The sequence below is a fragment of the Trinickia mobilis genome (assembly GCF_017315705.1).
Lineage (GTDB): Bacteria > Pseudomonadota > Gammaproteobacteria > Burkholderiales > Burkholderiaceae > Trinickia_A > Trinickia_A mobilis.
Window position 1 is genome coordinate 114,524 of sequence record NZ_JAFLRF010000003.1, and the last position, 17,383, is coordinate 131,906.

General features: G+C 66.0%; 14 protein-coding genes. 8 read left to right on the forward strand and 6 right to left on the reverse strand.

From position 1 onward, the window contains the following. Positions 1 to 50 precede the first annotated feature (50 nt). Positions 51 to 968, reverse strand: coding sequence for an ABC transporter permease (locus J3489_RS05580; protein ID WP_206996717.1), 918 nt, complete (start codon positions 966 to 968; stop codon positions 51 to 53). Further along, positions 958 to 2,052, reverse strand: a complete 1,095-nt coding sequence (locus J3489_RS05585) for an ABC transporter ATP-binding protein (RefSeq protein WP_206996718.1) — start codon at positions 2,050 to 2,052, stop codon at positions 958 to 960. Before J3489_RS05585 ends, J3489_RS05580 begins: the two co-directional genes overlap by 11 nt. 300 nt (positions 2,053 to 2,352) lie before the next feature. On the opposite strand from J3489_RS05585, the gene J3489_RS05590 reads away from it, so the two are divergent. After that, entirely contained in the window at positions 2,353 to 3,225 is an 873-nt protein-coding gene (locus tag J3489_RS05590) for an IclR family transcriptional regulator (protein WP_206996719.1), read from the forward strand. A gap of 6 nt (positions 3,226 to 3,231) precedes the next feature. Here the strand turns inward: J3489_RS05590 and J3489_RS05595 are convergent, their stop codons facing one another. Further along, complete coding sequence (locus tag J3489_RS05595) at positions 3,232 to 6,312, reverse strand: transglycosylase domain-containing protein (protein ID WP_206996720.1); 3,081 nt, start codon at positions 6,310 to 6,312, stop codon at positions 3,232 to 3,234. Positions 6,313 to 6,904: 592 nt separating this feature from the next. Between J3489_RS05595 and J3489_RS05600 the strand changes: the two genes are divergently transcribed. Both J3489_RS05600 and J3489_RS05605 read left to right on the forward strand, forming a co-directional pair. Continuing rightward, positions 6,905 to 7,768 carry a hypothetical protein gene (locus tag J3489_RS05600; protein ID WP_206996721.1) on the forward strand — a complete coding sequence of 288 codons (864 nt, stop codon included), beginning with the start codon at positions 6,905 to 6,907 and terminating at the stop codon, positions 7,766 to 7,768. Between the two features lie 184 nt (positions 7,769 to 7,952). Further along, positions 7,953 to 8,255 carry a putative quinol monooxygenase gene (locus J3489_RS05605; protein WP_206996946.1) on the forward strand — a complete coding sequence of 101 codons (303 nt, stop codon included), beginning with the start codon at positions 7,953 to 7,955 and terminating at the stop codon, positions 8,253 to 8,255. A gap of 80 nt (positions 8,256 to 8,335) precedes the next feature. On the opposite strand, the gene J3489_RS05610 is transcribed toward J3489_RS05605, so the two are convergent. Continuing rightward, positions 8,336 to 8,917, reverse strand: coding sequence for a TetR/AcrR family transcriptional regulator (locus tag J3489_RS05610; RefSeq protein WP_206996722.1), 582 nt, complete (start codon positions 8,915 to 8,917; stop codon positions 8,336 to 8,338). A gap of 89 nt (positions 8,918 to 9,006) precedes the next feature. Here J3489_RS05610 and J3489_RS05615 point away from each other — a divergent pair, with 89 nt between their 5' ends. Both J3489_RS05615 and J3489_RS05620 read left to right on the forward strand, forming a co-directional pair. Further along, entirely contained in the window at positions 9,007 to 9,456 is a 450-nt protein-coding gene (locus J3489_RS05615; protein ID WP_206996723.1) for a PaaI family thioesterase, read from the forward strand. Between the two features lie 89 nt (positions 9,457 to 9,545). After that, positions 9,546 to 10,595 carry an alpha/beta hydrolase family protein gene (locus tag J3489_RS05620; protein WP_206996724.1) on the forward strand — a complete coding sequence of 350 codons (1,050 nt, stop codon included), beginning with the start codon at positions 9,546 to 9,548 and terminating at the stop codon, positions 10,593 to 10,595. Positions 10,596 to 10,643: 48 nt separating this feature from the next. Here the strand turns inward: J3489_RS05620 and J3489_RS05625 are convergent, their stop codons facing one another. Continuing rightward, complete coding sequence (locus J3489_RS05625) at positions 10,644 to 12,188, reverse strand: sensor domain-containing diguanylate cyclase (protein WP_206996725.1); 1,545 nt, start codon at positions 12,186 to 12,188, stop codon at positions 10,644 to 10,646. A gap of 369 nt (positions 12,189 to 12,557) precedes the next feature. Beyond that, a complete protein-coding gene (locus J3489_RS05630; RefSeq protein WP_206996726.1) occupies positions 12,558 to 12,731 on the reverse strand; it encodes a hypothetical protein in 174 nt (57 codons plus the stop codon). 607 nt (positions 12,732 to 13,338) lie between these two features. On the opposite strand from J3489_RS05630, the gene hutH reads away from it, so the two are divergent. The 3 genes from hutH (at position 13,339) to hutU (ending at position 17,381) form a co-directional block, all read left to right on the forward strand. Further along, a complete protein-coding gene (gene hutH, locus J3489_RS05635; protein WP_206996727.1) occupies positions 13,339 to 14,865 on the forward strand; it encodes a histidine ammonia-lyase in 1,527 nt (508 codons plus the stop codon). A gap of 49 nt (positions 14,866 to 14,914) precedes the next feature. Beyond that, positions 14,915 to 15,610 carry a histidine utilization transcriptional repressor HutC gene (gene hutC, locus J3489_RS05640; protein WP_206996728.1) on the forward strand — a complete coding sequence of 232 codons (696 nt, stop codon included), beginning with the start codon at positions 14,915 to 14,917 and terminating at the stop codon, positions 15,608 to 15,610. An 82-nt stretch (positions 15,611 to 15,692) separates the two neighbouring features. Further along, positions 15,693 to 17,381: a urocanate hydratase gene (gene hutU, locus J3489_RS05645; RefSeq protein WP_206996729.1), complete on the forward strand. Its 1,689-nt coding sequence runs from the start codon at positions 15,693 to 15,695 to the stop codon at positions 17,379 to 17,381. The last annotated feature ends 2 nt before the right edge of the window (positions 17,382 to 17,383 follow it).

A 17,383-nucleotide genomic window follows, 5' to 3' on the forward strand; every position in this document is an offset into this window, starting at 1 on the left:
TCCGCCCCCTCGGGGGGCAGCGAACGTAAGTGAGCGTGGGGGTAGTTCATCTAGCCCATGCTGCGCTGATAACGTCGTTCGAGCACGCGGTAGTACGTGAGCATGATCGCGAGATTGGCGACGAGGAGCAGCACCGCGATCGTCGCGCCGAGCGGCCAATTGAGCGAACTCAGAAATTCGTCGTAGACGGCGGTTGCGGCGACTTTGAGGCGCCGTCCGCCCAATAGGCCGGGAATGGCGAACGCGCTTGCGGACAGTCCGAACACCATCAGGCTGCCGGACAGGATGCCCGGCGTCAGTTGCGGCAGGACGATGCGCCGCAGCGTGGTCGCGGGCGACGCCATCAGCGACAGCGCCGCGTTCTCCGTTTGCGGGTCGAGCTTTTGCAGCGACGTCCAGACCGGAATCACCATGAACGGCAGCATGACGTGAACGAGCGCGACGACGATCGCGAACTTCGTGTATTCGAGCCGATAGGGGCCGAGCCCGAAGACGCCGAGCGCCTGGTTCACGAGGCCGTTCGTATTGAGCAGCATGCTCCAGCCGAACGCTCGCACCACGACCGATACCAAGAGCGGCGCGAGGATCGCGAGCAAGAAGAGCGAGCGCCACGGATCGCGCATCCGGTAGAGCACATAAGCCTCGGGTGCGCCGATCAGCACGCACAGGAGCGTCGTCACAATCGCGAGGCCGAATGTGCGCGCGAAAATCTCGTGGTAATACGACGAGCCGAGCACTTGCGCGTAGTTGCCGAACTGGAACGCCGCGATCGGGCCGCTTTGAGGATCGAAGCGGTAGAACGTCAGCGCGAGCGTCATCGCGAGCGGCACGAGCACGAGCGTCGCGAACAGCACGAACGCCGGCGCGCACAGCAGCCATGCGGGCAGGAACGCGCGCCAGGGCGCTTGCGACGGCGAGGGGGCGGCGGAGTCGGCGGCCGCGGCGGCGCGAAGCGTGCTAGTGGGCATGGCGGACATCCTTTTCGATGAAGCGCACGGCGTCGCTCGCCCAGTCGACGCCGACCGCATCGCCTTCCGAGAACGGCTCGCCGCCTTCGTTCTGGCAGCAGACGAGCATGTCGCCGAGCGCGCTGTCGACGCGGTAGAGCCACTGGCTGCCGAGGAAGAAGCGGCTCGACACGCGCGCCGAGAGGCGGCCCGCATCGGGCGCGCACAGGCGCAGCTTTTCGGGGCGGATGCAGAGCGTGACAGCGTCGCCGAGGCCGAGCGGACGTTGAGCGCACGGCCCATGCGAGGCGTCGCGCGTCTCGCTCAGATCGTGGCCGAGGTCGATGCGGATCCGGTCGCCCGCGGCATGCACGACCACGCCCGGCAGCATGTTCGCCTTGCCGAGGAACTGCGAGACGAAGTGCGTTTGCGGGCGTTCATACGCGCGATACGGCGTATCGACCTGCGTGATGCGGCCGGCCTCCATCACGACGACGCGGTCGCTGATCGACAGCGCTTCCGCCTGATCGTGCGTGACCATCACCGTCGTGGTGCCGACCTTGCGCTGGATCGCGCGCAGTTCGAACTGCATGTCCTCGCGCAGCTTCGCGTCGAGATTCGACATCGGTTCGTCGAGCAGCAGCACGGGCGGCTCGATGACGAGCGCGCGGGCCAGCGCGACGCGCTGCCGTTGCCCGCCCGACAGCTCGCGCGGGAAGCGCTCGCCGAGCTTGTCGAGACGCACGAGGCCGAGTGCGTCGCGAATGCGCCCGGCGCGCTCGGCTTTGGCGACGCCGCGCATTTCGAGCCCGAAGCTCACGTTCTCGGCGACCGTCATGTGCGCAAAGAGCGCGTAGCTCTGGAACACGACACCGAGCCCGCGCTTGTTCGGCTTCACGTGCGTGATGTCTTTGCCGTCGAGCGCGATGCGCCCGCGCGTCACGTCGATGAAGCCCGCGATCATCTGCAGCGTCGTCGTCTTGCCGCATCCGGACGGGCCGAGCAGCGAGACGAACTCGCCTTTTTCCACCGAGAGATCGAAATCGGCGACGGCGTGCAGCGTGCCGTACGACTTCGAGAGATCCGTGAGAGTGAGGAACGACATGGTCTGGCCTCTGAGTGCGGCGGTGGACGAAAAGCCGGTGAAGCGACTCTAGCCAGCCAAATTACGCAACGTCAATTTCAAATTCCATTCAATGGGATAAAAAGTTAAAAAATTCCGTTGAATGGAATGAAAGAGGATTTGACGACTTTGCTTATTCCATTGTAGAAGTTCGCAGGAGGCCCGGAAAAATAGGGGTAAATGCCAATAAACGGCTTCCGGGCGGCGTCGGGCGCGAAGATTCCGTGCGGTTAGAAATTTCTATATGATTCCGCCCATTGGAATGAAGCCATGGGATAAGCGATGAATTCTGCCGACGATCAATCGAAGCCGGTGACCGGCAATGTGCCCGGCGCGCCCGCACCCGGCGCATTGCAGCGCGCGTTCTCGATCATCCGCGCGCTCGCGCATGCGCCGGCCGAAGGCGCGCGCGTCACGCGCATCGCCAAGGAGGCGGGGCTCACGCAGGCCACCGCGCATCGCATCCTGCAGTCGCTCGCGGACGAGGGCATCGTCGAGCAGGACGGCCACTCGAAGCTGTATCGCCTCGGCATCGATTTTTTCGCGCTCGCGGCGCAAGCGAGCAACCCGAGCGGCCTGCGCACGCTCTGCCGCCCGGCGATGCTGCGGCTCTGCGCGAGCCTTGGCGACACGATCTTCCTGCTCGTGCGAAGCGGGTTCGACGCCGTCTGCCTCGATATGTGCGAAGGCCCGTTTCCGATTCGCTCGTTCACCGGCGATATCGGCGGACGCGTCGCGCTGGGCGTCGGGCAGGGCAGCCTCGCGATTCTCGCGTTCCTGCCCGAAGCGGAGCGCGAAGAGATCATTCACTTCAACGTGCCGCGCTTGCGCGGCTATGGCGTACTCGACGAGGTGTATTTGCGCACGGAGATCGAGCGCGTGCGCCAGCTCGGCTACGCGGGCAGCAATAGCGGGGTGCTGGAGGGCATGGCGGGCGTCGCGGTGCCAATTTTGGACCGCGCGGGCGCAGCGGTCGCCGCATTGAGCGTCGGCACGCTGGCAAGCCGCTTGACGCCGGAGCGCCTGCCGACGGTCGTCGAATTGCTCAAGCGCCAGGCCGATGCGATCGGGCCGCGAACCAATCCGTTCGATGTCGCCTTGCGCCGCACGGCGCAACGTCCGGCCATTGCGCCGAGCCGCGACGGCATCGGGTGACGGCGCTTACCGCTCGGAGACGTTCGCCGCTCGATCGTCTCTGCCGATCAGCGGCTGCAGCGCCGGCGCAAGCGATTTGAGCAATTGCACCGCAAGCGCGCTCGTATAGTCGTAGCGCGCCGCATACGGCTCGTGCACGTACGCGGTCAGCGTGCCGTAGAAGTGCTGGCCGATCTCGAACACGAACGTCGCCGTGCGGTTCACCTTGCGCGATTCGATCAGCCGGTGGCCCGGCGCGAACACTTCGAAGCGCTGGTCGCCGGTTCCGGTTTTGCCGTACACGTCGAGCGTCTTGCCGTTGGCAAGCGGCATGCCGTCGGCGAGCCGCCTCGCCGTGCCGCCGAGCACGACGTCGCGCAGCAGTCCCTGCACGATCCCGACGATTTCCGGCGGCAACACCGGATCGGTCGGCCGGCTCGCATGCGCGAGGTGCGTTTCATACGGCGTGCCGGTCGCGAAGTCGAGGGAGCTGATGCTTTCCGTCGGCAGCATCTTGCCGCCGCTTTCGACGATGCCGATCAACTTCGCGAGCGCCGCCGGCCGGTCGCCCGACGCACCGATGGCCGCGGCAAACGACGGCGTGAGCGTCTCGAACGGATAGCCGAGCGCGCGCCACGATTGGCCGATTCGCTGATACGCCTGCAGCTCGACCATGTGCCGGATGCGGCGGTCCTGCGTCAGGTGATAGCGCGTCTTGTAGAGCCACTTGTACGTATAGAAGCGCACGTCGCGGCTCGCGTCCTGCAGTTGCGCCTCGGTCGCGTTCGGATGCTCGCGCAGGTAATTCGCAGTCCAAAGTTCGAGCGGATGCACTTTGGCGATGTAGCCGCGGTCGTTCAAGTTGAACTTGTCGATGCCGTATTTCTCGTAGAGCCGCGCGAGATCGTAAATGTCGAGCGAGGCGTCCGGCGTGCCCTTGAGCGCGGCGCGCATCTCCGCGCTGAACCACGTGATGGACGCGTCGGGGGCGACGCTGCGCAGCACCGTCGCGACTCTCTGCGGCGACTTGTGCACATGCGCGAGCAGCGTGGCGAGCGCGTCGTCGGGCGTCTCGCCGTGGTAGCGCGTGTAGAAGCGGTGCAGATAGACCTTGCTTTCCTGATCGACGAATTGCGCGAGATACGCTTGGCGCACTGCGGGATCGGCATACCAGCTCGCCGACGGCCCCGCCGCCTGAATCATTTCGTAATGGACGATGTCGCGCATCAGCCGCACGAACACGAGGTTCACCGAATGCTGGAATGCGCGGTGCACGGTGAGGATCTGGCTGTTGTCCGAGGCCTCGAAGTTCGTGAAGGTCTGCGCGCCGCCGCCCGTATAGAACAGTTCGCCCGTGCTTGCCGAATACTTGCGTTCGATCGCCGCATTCAGCATCGCCGAGAGAGAATGGTCCGGCGTGTGCAGCAGATAGTCGACTGCCCATTTGGTGAGCCCATCGAGCGGATCGGGCTCGACCTGCTTCAATTCGGCGTTGCTCATCGACGCATAGCGCGCGTGCAGCTCGGTCACGACCTGCAAATACGTGATCACCGTGCGCAGCTTCGCCGTCGATCCGAGGTTCAGGCGCGCGCCCTGATTGATGTCGAACGGCTCGTTCACGCTGTCGGTTTGCACGCGCATGAGGTTTTCGCCGTTGCGCCGCTCGAATAGCGTGAAGCTGAAGGTGATCTTCGACGGGTCGTCGCCCGGCCGCAGCATCTCGTAGCCGTAGAGGCCCGCGGCTTGGGCGCCGTCCTTGGTCGCGGCAAGCGCGAGACGGTCGCTGACGGCCTGCTGCACGGCGTTGTCGAGCGTCGCGCGGGCGCTCAGGTCGAGCCGGTCGAGATCGTAGAAGCTCTTCACGCCGAGCGTGCTCAATAGATGCGCGCGCAACGAAGTGACCGCCTTGCGCGCGATGAACGATTCGGGAGGCGGCAGCGTCGTCTTGCGCTTGAGCTCCAGGTGCGCGGCGAGCGCGGCGTCGCGCAGCGGCGCCGAGATCACGCCGTTGGCCGCCAGCACGCGCAGATAGCTGTCGGTCAGAGGCTCGAGTGCGGGGCTGTCGGGGCGCAGGAAGCTCGACGGCGCGCGTTGCGCGACGAGCAGCGACAGCACCTGCTTGAACGCGAGCGCCTGTTCGTCCAGCGTGCCGGGGGCGATCGGGCCGTTGCCCGTTTCGGCGCCGGTGTCCGCCAGAATCCGGTTCACCTCGTCGAAATCGCGCCCGTACCAGGCAGCGAGACCGTCGCCGAGACCTTCGATCTCGCCGATGCCGGGCTGCGCGGCAAGCGGCTCGGTGTTCAGGTAGTGCACGACGATCTCTTTGCGGGCCGGCAGCGTTTCGGGGCCGTCAAGGTAAGCGAGCACCGATGCCGACGCGATCTGCCGCAGTTTCTCAGGCGGCGTCGCGGTCCGACCGTCCGGCGAATGGCGGAATTTCTCGATCTGCGTGGCGAGCGTGCTGCCGCCCGGCGTGGCCTGACGGCGGTCGACGAACCGCACGGCCTGATCCATCAGCGCGCGCGAGAAGCGCCCCCAGTCGATCGCAGGGTTGCGGTAAGGCGCGTCGGGGTCGAGCAGATAGCGGTCTTCGATGAACGTCAGCGCGTCGACGACGAGCGGCGGAACCTGTTCGAAGCTGCCGTAGGTGCGAATCGGGTAGCGCGCGCTATAAAGCGGAGCCCCTGTCGCATCGAATAGCTGCAGGCCGGCGCGGTCCTTCTCGTCATAAGGGAGATAGAGGCCGCGGTCCGCAAGCGAGAGCATCGTCCGGGAATCGCGCGCTTGGCTCGTGATTGCAAAGCCGCGTTCGGTGAGGCGCGTAATGAAACCGGGCAGCGCCGCGTAGCCGAGGCGCACGTCGTAGGGGCCGCTTGCCGGGAAATGGATGCGGTCGCTCGGGCCGCGCTCGAGCGAGTAGGTGAGGTTGCGCGCAAGGTCGGACAGGTAGCGCGCCTGCAGCCGCGACGTTTCGATTTCGATGTCGGCGAAATGCGCCGCGATCCCGATGAGCACTGCCGCGACGAGCAGCAGCAGCCATTTGAGGCGCCGGCCGAGAGGCATCGTGGCGATGGCGCGAAACGGGAATCGAGCGAGAGGGCGGTTCATGGCGGCAATCCCCGACGGGCCACGGTACCGGGCTTCTGACGGCGGGACTGCGGCGCGGGGCCAAGCGCTGCCGGCTTCGTCAAGAGAATCCGGTGCTCGCACCCTCGCGCGTCGCGTGGTTCCGGCGCGCCCAGCACTCCATGTCTTAGTTTAATCATGCTGGATCGCGCTTGCAGCAGATGTGGGCTAGCGCACGCGGCGCGGGGAAGACAGATGCTCGAAAACCAGGGCTTTCCGGCAAAGTTTGGCGCCTTTCGGCCGGTGCCGGCGAGGGGGGCGGTAATGTTTGCTGTCGTGCAATAGCGACACGCCGCACCGCCGCCTTGCACACTGCGCCATTCGGAAGGCGCACGCCGGCTGACTTTCCGTCGATAAGCGCGCTTTGCCGGTTCTGTCCGTGCGCAACGACACGCTGTAGCTGTCAGAACTAGCAGTTGTAGCCGGCTTTTCCGGTGGGTGAAATCTAAAACTACAGCCACGAGCCGGAACGCACCCGCGGCGCGTTTCGGCAAGCGGCCTCGACAGCCGCCGGCGATGCCGCCCGTGCGCATATTAATCGGATGTTTGCCATTCAAAACGGGGGAGAGCGTCAATGGAGCTGAAAGCACACTCATTCGCGCGCAGTCATCATTCGTGCTGGACGGACGATCTGCTGGCCGACGCCTACGCGGGCGAAGTCGCGTGCGACGCCGCCGAGGACGCGCTCACGCACGGCGGCGTCTATCCGCTCGAGCAGATGCAGCAGGCGCTCGGCGCGTACGACCGGGCCGCGCTTGCGGTTCTGAGGCGTCATCGCGAGCTGCGCGTCGAGCCGCTGCCAGTCGTGCCGTCCCGAACGCTGGGCGCTGCTGCGCTGCTGTCGCTCTATATCAACGCGCACGGACGCCTGCATATTCGTCCGGCGTCGCACGCGAGGATCGATTGCGGCGGCGACGCTTGGATCGGTGTCGGCCAGGTTGCGGCCGGCGCGCCGGTGATGGCGGAAATCGGCGGCGTGCATGCTGCGTGGCAGCGCAGCGAAGCGGAGTACTTCGTGCAGGTTCGCGCAGCGGTGGAGCGCCTCTTTAGCGACGGCGGATTGCAGCGTGCGCTGGAGCAGGTGATCGACGAGATCGATTACATCGATTCGCTGTGCTTCTACATCGGCGACCGCTATGTGGCGCTCATCGACGAAGCAGGCCGCCCCGCTCTCCTGTATTCGCTGCGCGAAAAGTGCTACGCGAGCTGGGCGGACGACGAGGTGCTCATCGCTGCGGCACTGCATGTGCTCGTCCGCTCGGGACGCGCGTCGTGCTTCGACGAGTTCAACGGCGCGCTCCTTACCGCACGCGATCTGATCGCGCGCATCGAGCATTTCTCGCTCGGCGATGCGCGCGCAAGCCACGACCGTATGGCATTCGAAAGCCTGGACTTGTTCGAGCGCGTCGCGAAGATCCGCGCGCTCAAGCGCTTCTGATCTCGCGTATACCCTTCCCCAGCCGGCGGCGCAGCTGCGTGCGCAACGTGACGCCGCCGGCATGGCCCGCCATGTCGACTCATGCCGCCGCGATGCGTGTGCCCGCGTTCGCCCAGACGCGCTGCATTCTGTAAAGTGTGATCCGTCGCAACGTTCGCGATGCACCCTCAACCGGAGATCGATGATGATTCAGTACGCACTGTTCGCACGCTTTGAAGCCAAGCCCGGCAAGGAAGCCGAAGTGGCGGCGTTTCTTCAGAAGGGGCTCGAGATGGCGAATCGGGAACACACCACGCCGATCTGGTTTGCGTTGAAATTGTCCGACCAGGTGTTCGGCGTGTTCGACGCATTCCATAGCGAAGCCGACCGTCAGGCGCACCTGGACGGCGAAATCGCCAAGGCGCTGATGGCCAATGCACAGACGCTGTTCGTGCAGCCGCCTGCGATAGCAAAAATCGAGGTGCTTGGGATGAAGAACAATCCGTGAGCCTCCGCGTCGTCCGGCTTGGTTCTCCGCGCGCGCCGATCAATTCCGCCTGACTAGTCCGCCTAAGCCGCGGGTTGCAATCAAGCGCCGCTGCACACCGGCTGCAAATCCTCGGTAACGGCGCCGAGGATTTCCTTCGACAGCGCCGCGTCGCCAACCGCGCGCGACAACACCACGGCGCCGGCGAGTTCCGCCATCATCGCGATCGCCGTGCGGCGTGTGTCTGCGCTTGCCTCGCCGGGAAGCAACTTTTCGAGCGATCCGATCATCGACGTCACGCCGTCGGCGAAGCACTTGCGGATCTCCGGGCCTTCGCGCCCGGCGTCGCTGGCGAGCGCGGCGAGCATGCAGCCTTCGCCGGGGCTGTCGCGATGGCGCTCGGACAGGTAGTGGCCGATGAACGTCGAGAGCGCGCTATCGGGATTGCTTTGTCGCTGCTGGCTCCATTTTTCGACGGTGTGCGTCATCGACGCTTCGCTCGTCTTGACCGCGAGATCCTCCTTCGAGGCGAAGTGGCGATAGAAGCCGCCGTGCGTCATGCCGGCGCCGTTCATGATGTCGGCGACGCCGACGCCGTTGAACCCGTTCTCGCGAAACATCCTGCTCGCGACTTCGAGGATGCGTTCGCGATTTTCCAGAAACTGCTCTCGGGACACTTTCATCGTCTGGCTCCCTGATGTTGACATTTTAGATTGTACAAAACATCATTAATAAATTCGATGTTTATCCTCATCTATCAGGTGATTCTGCCATGGATATTCCGGCCCCGGTTTCAAACGAGCTCGAAGGGCTCGCGCAGTTGCGTCAATTGATTGCGTCCGGAAAGAAGCCGGGAATATTGGTGTCGCTGGGTTTCGACTTCGTCGAAGCCGATGTCGGCCGTGCGGTCTTTGCGGGCAAGCCGGGCGATCACGCCTACAACCCGCTCGGTACCATTCATGGCGGCTACGCTGCCACGCTGCTCGATTCGGCGTGCGGCTGTGCCGTGCATTCCTGTCTGTCGGCCACGCAGGCCTATACGACGCTCGAATTGAAAGTGGCCTATCACAAGGCGATGACGCGCGACACGGGCGTGGTGAGGGCGGAAGGGCGCGTGCTGTCGATCGGGCGGCGGGCGGCTTTTGCGGAGGCGAAGCTCGTCGACGCTGATGGGAAGCTGTATGCGTCGGCGACGTCGACGCTGATGGTTTTCGAGCGATAGCGCGTGCCGCGTTCTACCGCATGTGCCGATGGAATGCAGCACGGTGCGCGCCGCGCGTGCCATCGAGAGCCAGCTCATCAGGAGGCACGATGGAGGATAGGGAATCGCAGGCGCTCGGACCCGAACCCGAGCCGATTGCGCTGGCCGCGGCCGACGGCTGCCCGATCAACGGCTTTGTCTGGCGCCGTCCCAAGCGGGCGATGAGCGGGGAGCAGGTCGTGGCGCACGCTGCCGGCGTTGCCGCGCGGCCCGTGGTCGTCGTCAATGCGGCGACCTCGGTGCGCTGCCGCTACTACTTCAGGTTCGCGGAGTTTCTCTACCGGCAGGGATGCGACGCGATCGTCTACGACTACCGCGGCATCGGCGAATCGCGGCCCGCGACGCTGCGCGGGTTTCGCGCGTCGTGGCTCGAATGGGGCCAGCTCGATTTCGAAGCGGTGCTGCAATACGCGGCCCGCGAATTCGCGGGCCAGCCGATCGACGTCGTCGCGCACAGCATCGGCGGCTTCGTCGTCGGGCTCGCGCCGTCGAACGCGATGATCCGGCGCATCGTCACGATGGGCGCGCAATACGCCCATTGGCGCGACTATGCGCCGGCTCACCGGCGCGCGATGCTGTGGCGCTGGCACGTGCTGATGCCGGTGCTCGCGGCGCTCGTCGGCTATGTGCCCGCCAAGCGGCTCGGCTGGATGGAGGACACGCCCAAGGGCGTGGCGCTGTCGTGGAGCCGCAGCAAGGCGCGTTTCGAGGACACGTACCGGCGCGGCGCGTTCGCTCGCGGCGAGGCCGAGCGTGCGCGTCTCGTGGAGCAGTTTGCAAGGGTGCGCGCGCCGCTCCTGGCGATCAGCGTCACCGACGACGAGTTCGGCACCGTCCCCGCCATCGAACGCCTGCTCGGCTATTTCATCGGCAGCGCGTTCACGCATTTGCGCATCGCGCCGATGCAGATCGGTCACCCGGCGATCGGGCATTTCGCGTTCTTTCACAGCCGCTTTGAAGACAGCCTGTGGTGGATCGCGCTGGCGTGGCTGAAGACGGGAGCGCTGCCGCAGGACGCGCCGGGCAGCGTCGTGTTTCAGCGGTACCGTGCGCGGCGCGACGACGCGGCGGCCCGCGAGCAAAGCGCCAGCCTGGGCTGACTGCGGCTGGCGGATTGCCCGGTCAAACGCGTCGGCGCAGCCCGCTCGTCACGAGGGATTCGCGTCTGATTTGGCCGGCGATGCCGCAGGCGCCGGCTCGCGATCCGCTGCACCGCACTCGGCCGCGCCGTCCAGCATCGTCCGGTTGCGTCCCTCGGCCTTCGCCGCGTAGAGCGCGGCATCGGCGGCATCGATGAGCGCGCGCAGATCGGCAAAGCGGCGCGCCTCGGTGCTCGCCACCCCGATGCTGACGGTCAGCACCTGATGGGTGCTGGCCACGTGCCGCATGCCGAGCGACTGCACGGACTCGCGCATGCTTTCCGCGACGAGCCGCGCGCCCGCGATGTCCGTCGCCGGCAGCAGCACGACGAACTCTTCGCCGCCGTAGCGGGCGGCGTGATCGGCCGGGCGCCGCAAGCCGTTCTTGATGCAGTGCGCGACAGCCGTCAGCGCGTCGTCGCCCGCGGCGTGCCCATACAGATCGTTGAAGCCCTTGAAGTGATCGACGTCGATCAGGAGCACCGACAGCGGCTGCCCGCCGCGCCGCGCGAGACGCCATTCCTTGGCGCCGACTTCGTCGAGCGCGCGGCGGTTGCCGAGGCTCGTCAGGCCGTCGGTGCGCGCGAGCATCCGCAGCTCGGCTTCGACGGCGGTGCGGCGCCGCATTTGCTGCGAGAACAGCATGGCAAACCAGATGATGAGGACGTCGAGCACGGCGACGATCGTCCCGAAGACCCAGGCGCGGCGCCGCCAGTTCGCGTACATGTCGTCGGTCGAGAGCGCGACGTCGTAGATCAGCGGAAAACGCGCGACGTGGCTGAACGCATACCAGCGCTCGACGCCGTCGATCGCCGCGGTCCCGTAGAACGAGCCGCTTGGCGCCTGCGTGAAGCGCGTGTAGTTGGACGTGTTGAGGAGGCTGCGGCCGATGATGTTCGGGTCGTATGGGCGGCGCATCAGCATCGTGCCGTCGGCGAGCATCAGCGCCATCGAGCCGTGCGGGCCGAGCTTCATGCCGTCGAAGAGGCTATGGAAGTAGTCGAGCCGCAGCGTGCCGGCGACGACGCCCGCGAAGCTGCCGTCCGGATTCGACAGCCTTCGGCTCAAGGCGATGCTCGGGCTCTTGCCGGACAGACGCGGAATGAACGGGTGGCTCACGTAGAGGCCCGCGTCCGGTGTATCGCGCTGCACTCTGAAATAGTCGCGATCGGCGACGTTGAGCTTGCGCGGCGGCTCCGCGCGCGAGTCGTAGATCACGTTGCCCTGCGCATCGACGACGAGGATCGAACCCAGGTGCGTGGCCATGGCCGAACCGTCGAACAGCACCGCCTGCCGGATGGCGGGAGGCAGCTTGTCGAGGCCCGGCTGCCTGAGCCCGTCGATGACGGCTTGCAGCGACAGAGCGTAGATCTCGAGATTGCGCGCGGTATCCCGTTCCACGAGCAAGAGCAGGTTGGTCGCCGCGTCCTGCGCGCGTTGCGCCGCGTCCTGCCGCATCTGGATCAGCACCGAGACGCAGATCGCGAGGACGGTGCCCGCGAGCGCGACGCTGAGCGCGACGATCAGGGCTGGGCGGCGCGTCAGGATCAGCATCGCAGCGGCGCCGCGCTAACGGTGCAAAAAAAATGGGGCTCCAGTTTCATCGGACGTTATTGGGTCGATTGTTGCCGACGAGCGGCATCTGCGAGCGGAATCAGGTGGGGTTCGCAGGTACAGCGAAGCCTGGAAAGTATAGCGGCGAAGCGCCCGTTTGAAAGCGGCGAAAATGCGCGGGTTTACCGGGTGGTTCAAACTTTCGGCGGCGCCGGCCTGGCCGGATAAGGCGGCGCGCGGGCGCTGGGGAAAGGCGGGGAAAGCTGGGCGGCGGGCCGGCGGCGGCCCGCCCGGCCGGATGGTCGATCCGCCGGGGAGCGGGTGCCGCGCTTTTCGCCTGCGGCGGCAGTCGCGCCGCAGGCGGCCGCGTCAGGATTGCGTTTCCTTTAATTCCTCCGAAGGCGTGGCAGTCGTCCGTACCGCTTCCGCAAAACGCGCGAGCGCCGCCAGCGAACCGCTGACGCTCACGTATTCCTCGCGCCCGATTTTTCCGTCGAGCAGGACGGCCATGCCAGACTCCTTCGCCAGTTCAATGATGTTCACGTGCCGTTCTCCGTGCGTTTTGCGTGACTCACGCTTTGTCGCAGTTTGTCGTTCAAGGCGGCCGGATGGGTCCGGTCTCTTGCTTCTTTGAGTGGCCCGCGGTCGAAGCGGCCGGCTCACCTTCACTAAAGCATTGGCTATGCCCGTTGGAGCTTTTCCGGCTCGGCACCGCATGCGGGCGCGGCGGCCCGCCCGGCGCGCGAAACGGCGCAATTCCGGTGCGCCGGCGCATCCATCCTGGTGCGCGGCGCGCGCTGTCCTGGGGCGGATGGCGTAAGGGTTATCGCGGACCGTGGAGTTCTTTCAAAACTTGGGCCGGGACCGGGACGCCGTCCTGCCGCGCCGGCATTTTTATTTGCGGCGCAGTTGGGAGCAGCAGACAATGTGTCTATACAACTCGATGGAGGTCCGCCCCCACCTTCGATGAAGCCCGCCCACCGGCGTCGAATTTGCTGCAAAGCAAAAGAACAGGGATTCCCGGGAAATGAGAACGCTCGATCGCACTAATGGAAAGCCCTTATCCGGAAATCGCAAAAACAAGTTGTCTATACAAGATCGCAGCGCTAGACTGCCTTCACGTTTTCGATATGACAGGACCTTCGAACCCATGATGACTCTCACGCCCGGCCATCTGACCCTCCCGCAGTTGCGCCAAATTGCCCGCGGCCCTGTGAAACTGCAGCTCGATCCGGCCAGCTTCGGCGCGATCGACGCTTGCGCGAAGGCCGTCGCCGATATCGCCGCGAAGGGCGAGCCCGCGTACGGGATCAATACCGGCTTCGGGCGCCTCGCCAGCACGCATATCCCGCACGATCAGCTCGAACTGCTGCAACGCAATCTCGTGCTGTCGCACGCGGTGGGCGTCGGCGAGCCGATGTCGGCGCCCGTCGTGCGCCTCCTGATCGCGCTCAAGGTGTCGAGCCTCGGCCGCGGCCACTCGGGCATCCGCCGCGAAGTCATCGACGCGCTCATCACGCTCTTCAACCAAGACGTGCTGCCGGTGATCCCGGTGAAGGGATCGGTCGGCGCGTCGGGCGACCTGGCGCCGCTCGCGCATATGTCGGCGGCGCTGCTCGGCATCGGCGAAGTGTTCATCCGCGGCGAGCGCGCGAGCGCGACCGAAGGCCTGCGCGCCGCGGGCCTCGCGCCGCTGACGCTGCAAGCGAAGGAAGGCCTCGCGCTCTTGAACGGCACGCAGGCGTCCGCCGCGCTCGCGCTCTACAACCTGTTCGCGATCGAAGACCTGTACCGCACCGGCCTCGTGGCGGGCGCGCTGTCGGTCGACGCGGCGGCGGGCTCGGTCAAGCCGTTCGACGCGCGCATTCACGAACTGCGCGGCCACCAAGGCCAGATCGACGCGGCCGCGGCCTACCGCACGCTGCTCGAAGGCTCGGGCATCAACCTCTCGCATCGCGATTGCGGCAAGGTGCAGGACCCGTACAGCCTGCGCTGCCAGCCGCAGGTGATGGGCGCGTGCCTCGACCAGATGCGCCATGCGGCCGGCGTGCTGCTCATCGAAGCGAACGCGGTCTCCGACAATCCGCTGATCTTCCCCGATACCGGCGAAGTGCTCTCGGGCGGCAACTTCCATGCGGAGCCGGTGGCGTTCGCCGCCGACAATCTCGCGCTCGCCGCCGCCGAAATCGGCGCGCTCGCCGAGCGGCGCATCGCGCTCTTGATCGACGCGACGCTGTCCGGCCTGCCGCCGTTCCTCGTCAAGGACGGAGGCGTCAACTCGGGCTTCATGATCGCGCACGTGACGGCCGCCGCACTCGCCTCGGAGAACAAGACGCTCGCGCATCCGGCCTCGGTCGATTCGCTGCCGACTTCCGCCAACCAGGAAGACCACGTCTCGATGGCGACCTTCGCCGCGCGCAAGCTCGGCGACATCGCGGCGAACACCGCGCACATCCTCGCGATCGAATTGCTCGCCGCCGCGCAAGGCGTCGACCTGCGCGCGCCGAACCGGACCAGCGCCGCGCTGCAGCGCGTGATGGACACCGTGCGCGAGTCCGTGGCGCACTACGAGCTCGACCACTACTTCGCACCGGATATCGCGGCCATCGCGCGTCTGGTGGAAAGCGGCACGATCGCGTCGCACAGCCCGTTCTCGTTCGTTTCCGAGCAGCGCTGACTCACACGGGCCGAACGAAAACGAACCGGCCGAACCAGAGGGCACCGGCATGAACGCTCCCGCATACCTGGAAATCAAGAACTTCATCCTGGCGCGCATCGACGCGGGCGAATGGGGGGAGGGCGACCAGGTGCCTTCGGAAAACGAACTCGCGCGCGACTTCAAGGTGGCGCGCATGACGGTCAACCGCGCGCTGCGCGAGCTGACGTCGGAGCAGGTGCTCACGCGCGTGCAGGGCGCCGGCACGTTCGTCGCGCGGCCGAAATACGAGTCGACGCTGGTGGCGATCCGCAGCATCTCGGACGAGATCGTCGCGCGCGGGCATCGTCATCATGCGAGCGTGCTGCACTTGGGCGCGACCGTCGCCGACGACGCGCTCGCCGACGAAATGCAGGTGAGCGCCGGCAGCCCCGTGTTCCATTCGCGTGTGCTGCACTTCGAGAACGACGAGGCGGTGCAGCTCGAAGAACGCTGGGTCAATCCGGCCGTCGCGCCCGAGTACGCGCTGCAGGACTTCTCGCTGACCACGCCGAACCAGTACCTCGTGCGCGTCGCGCCGCTGCAGCGCGTCGAGTACCGGATCGAAGCGGCGCTGCCTGAAGACGAGACCCGCAAGCACCTGACGATGAACGACACCGAGCCGTGTTTGATGCTGCATCGGCGCACGTGGTCGCAGGGGGCGGTCGCTTCGGTGGCCAATCTCTGGCACCCCGGCAGCCGCTACCGTTTCACCGGACATTTCTGAACCGAATCCCGAAGCCGTTGCGGGGCGGCCCGCACGGTCCCTCGCGCACCCGACGAACCCGACGAACCAAAAGAGAGCCGACATGAACAACCCGAAGCACATCGACCCGCGTCTGGACCCGACCCGCACGATCCGCGCACCGCGCGGCACGGAAAAAACCTGCAAGAGCTGGCTGACCGAGGCGGCGTTCCGGATGATCCAGAACAACCTCGACCCGGAAGTGGCCGAGCATCCGCATGCGCTCGTCGTCTATGGCGGCATCGGGCGCGCGGCGCGCAACTGGGATTGCTTCGACCAGATCCTCGCGTCACTCAAGGACTTGAACGACGACGAGACGCTGCTCATTCAATCGGGCAAGCCGGTCGGCGTGTTCCGCACGCATGCCGACGCGCCGCGCGTGCTGCTCGCGAATTCGAACCTCGTGCCGCACTGGGCGACCTGGGATCACTTCCACGAGCTCGACCGCAAGGGTCTCATGATGTACGGCCAGATGACGGCCGGCAGCTGGATCTACATCGGCAGCCAGGGCATCGTGCAGGGCACCTACGAAACGTTCTTCTCGGTCGCGAATCAGCACTTCAACGGCAACCCGAAGGGCCGCTGGATCCTGACGGGCGGCCTGGGCGGCATGGGCGGCGCGCAGCCGCTCGCGGCGACGATGGCGGGCTTCTCGATGATCGCCGTGGAATGCGACGAGACGCGCATCGATTTGCGCCTGAAGACGCGCTACGTCGACAAGAAGGCGAAGACGCTCGATGAAGCGCTCGCGATGATCGAAGACGCGAAGCAAAGCGGCAAGCCGGTGTCGGTCGGTCTCGTGGGCAATGCGGTGGACGTGTTCGCCGAATGCGTGGCGCGCGGCATCACGCCCGATTGCGTGACGGACCAGACGAGCGCGCACGATCCGATCAACGGCTACCTGCCGCAAGGCTGGAGCGTCGAAGCCTGGCGCGAGCGCCAGAAGGTCGATCCGCAAAGCATCGTGGAGCCCGCGAAGCAATCGATGGCGAAGCAAGTCGAAGCCATGCTCGAGCTGCAAAAGCGCGGCGCGGCGACGCTCGACTACGGCAACAACATCCGCCAGATGGCGCTCGAAATGGGCGTGAAGAACGCGTTCGATTTCCCCGGCTTCGTACCTGCGTATATCCGTCCGTTGTTCTGCGAAGGCAAGGGGCCGTTCCGCTGGGTTGCGCTGTCGGGCGACCCCGAGGACATCTACAAGACCGATGCGAAGGTCAAGGAATTGATTCCCGACGACGCACACCTGCACAACTGGCTCGACATGGCGCGCGAACGCATCGCGTTCCAGGGATTGCCCGCGCGGATCTGCTGGGTCGGCGTGAAGGACCGCTATCGCCTCGGCCTCGCGTTCAACGAGATGGTGAAGAAGGGTGAGCTGAAGGCGCCGGTCGTGATCGGCCGCGACCACCTCGATACGGGTTCGGTCGCGAGCCCGAACCGCGAGACCGAATCGATGAAGGACGGCTCGGATGCGGTCAGCGACTGGCCGCTGCTGAATGCGCTGCTCAACACCGCGGGCGGCGCGACGTGGGTGTCGCTGCACCATGGCGGCGGGGTCGGGATGGGCTTCTCGCAGCACTCGGGCGTCGTGATCGTCTGCGACGGCACGGACGCCGCCGCGCGCCGCATCGAACGCGTCCTGTTCAACGATCCGGCGACAGGCGTGATGCGCCACGCCGATGCGGGCTATGAGCTCGCGCAGCGGACCGCGCGCGAAGCGGGTCTCAAGCTGCCGATGCTGGGGCGCTGATC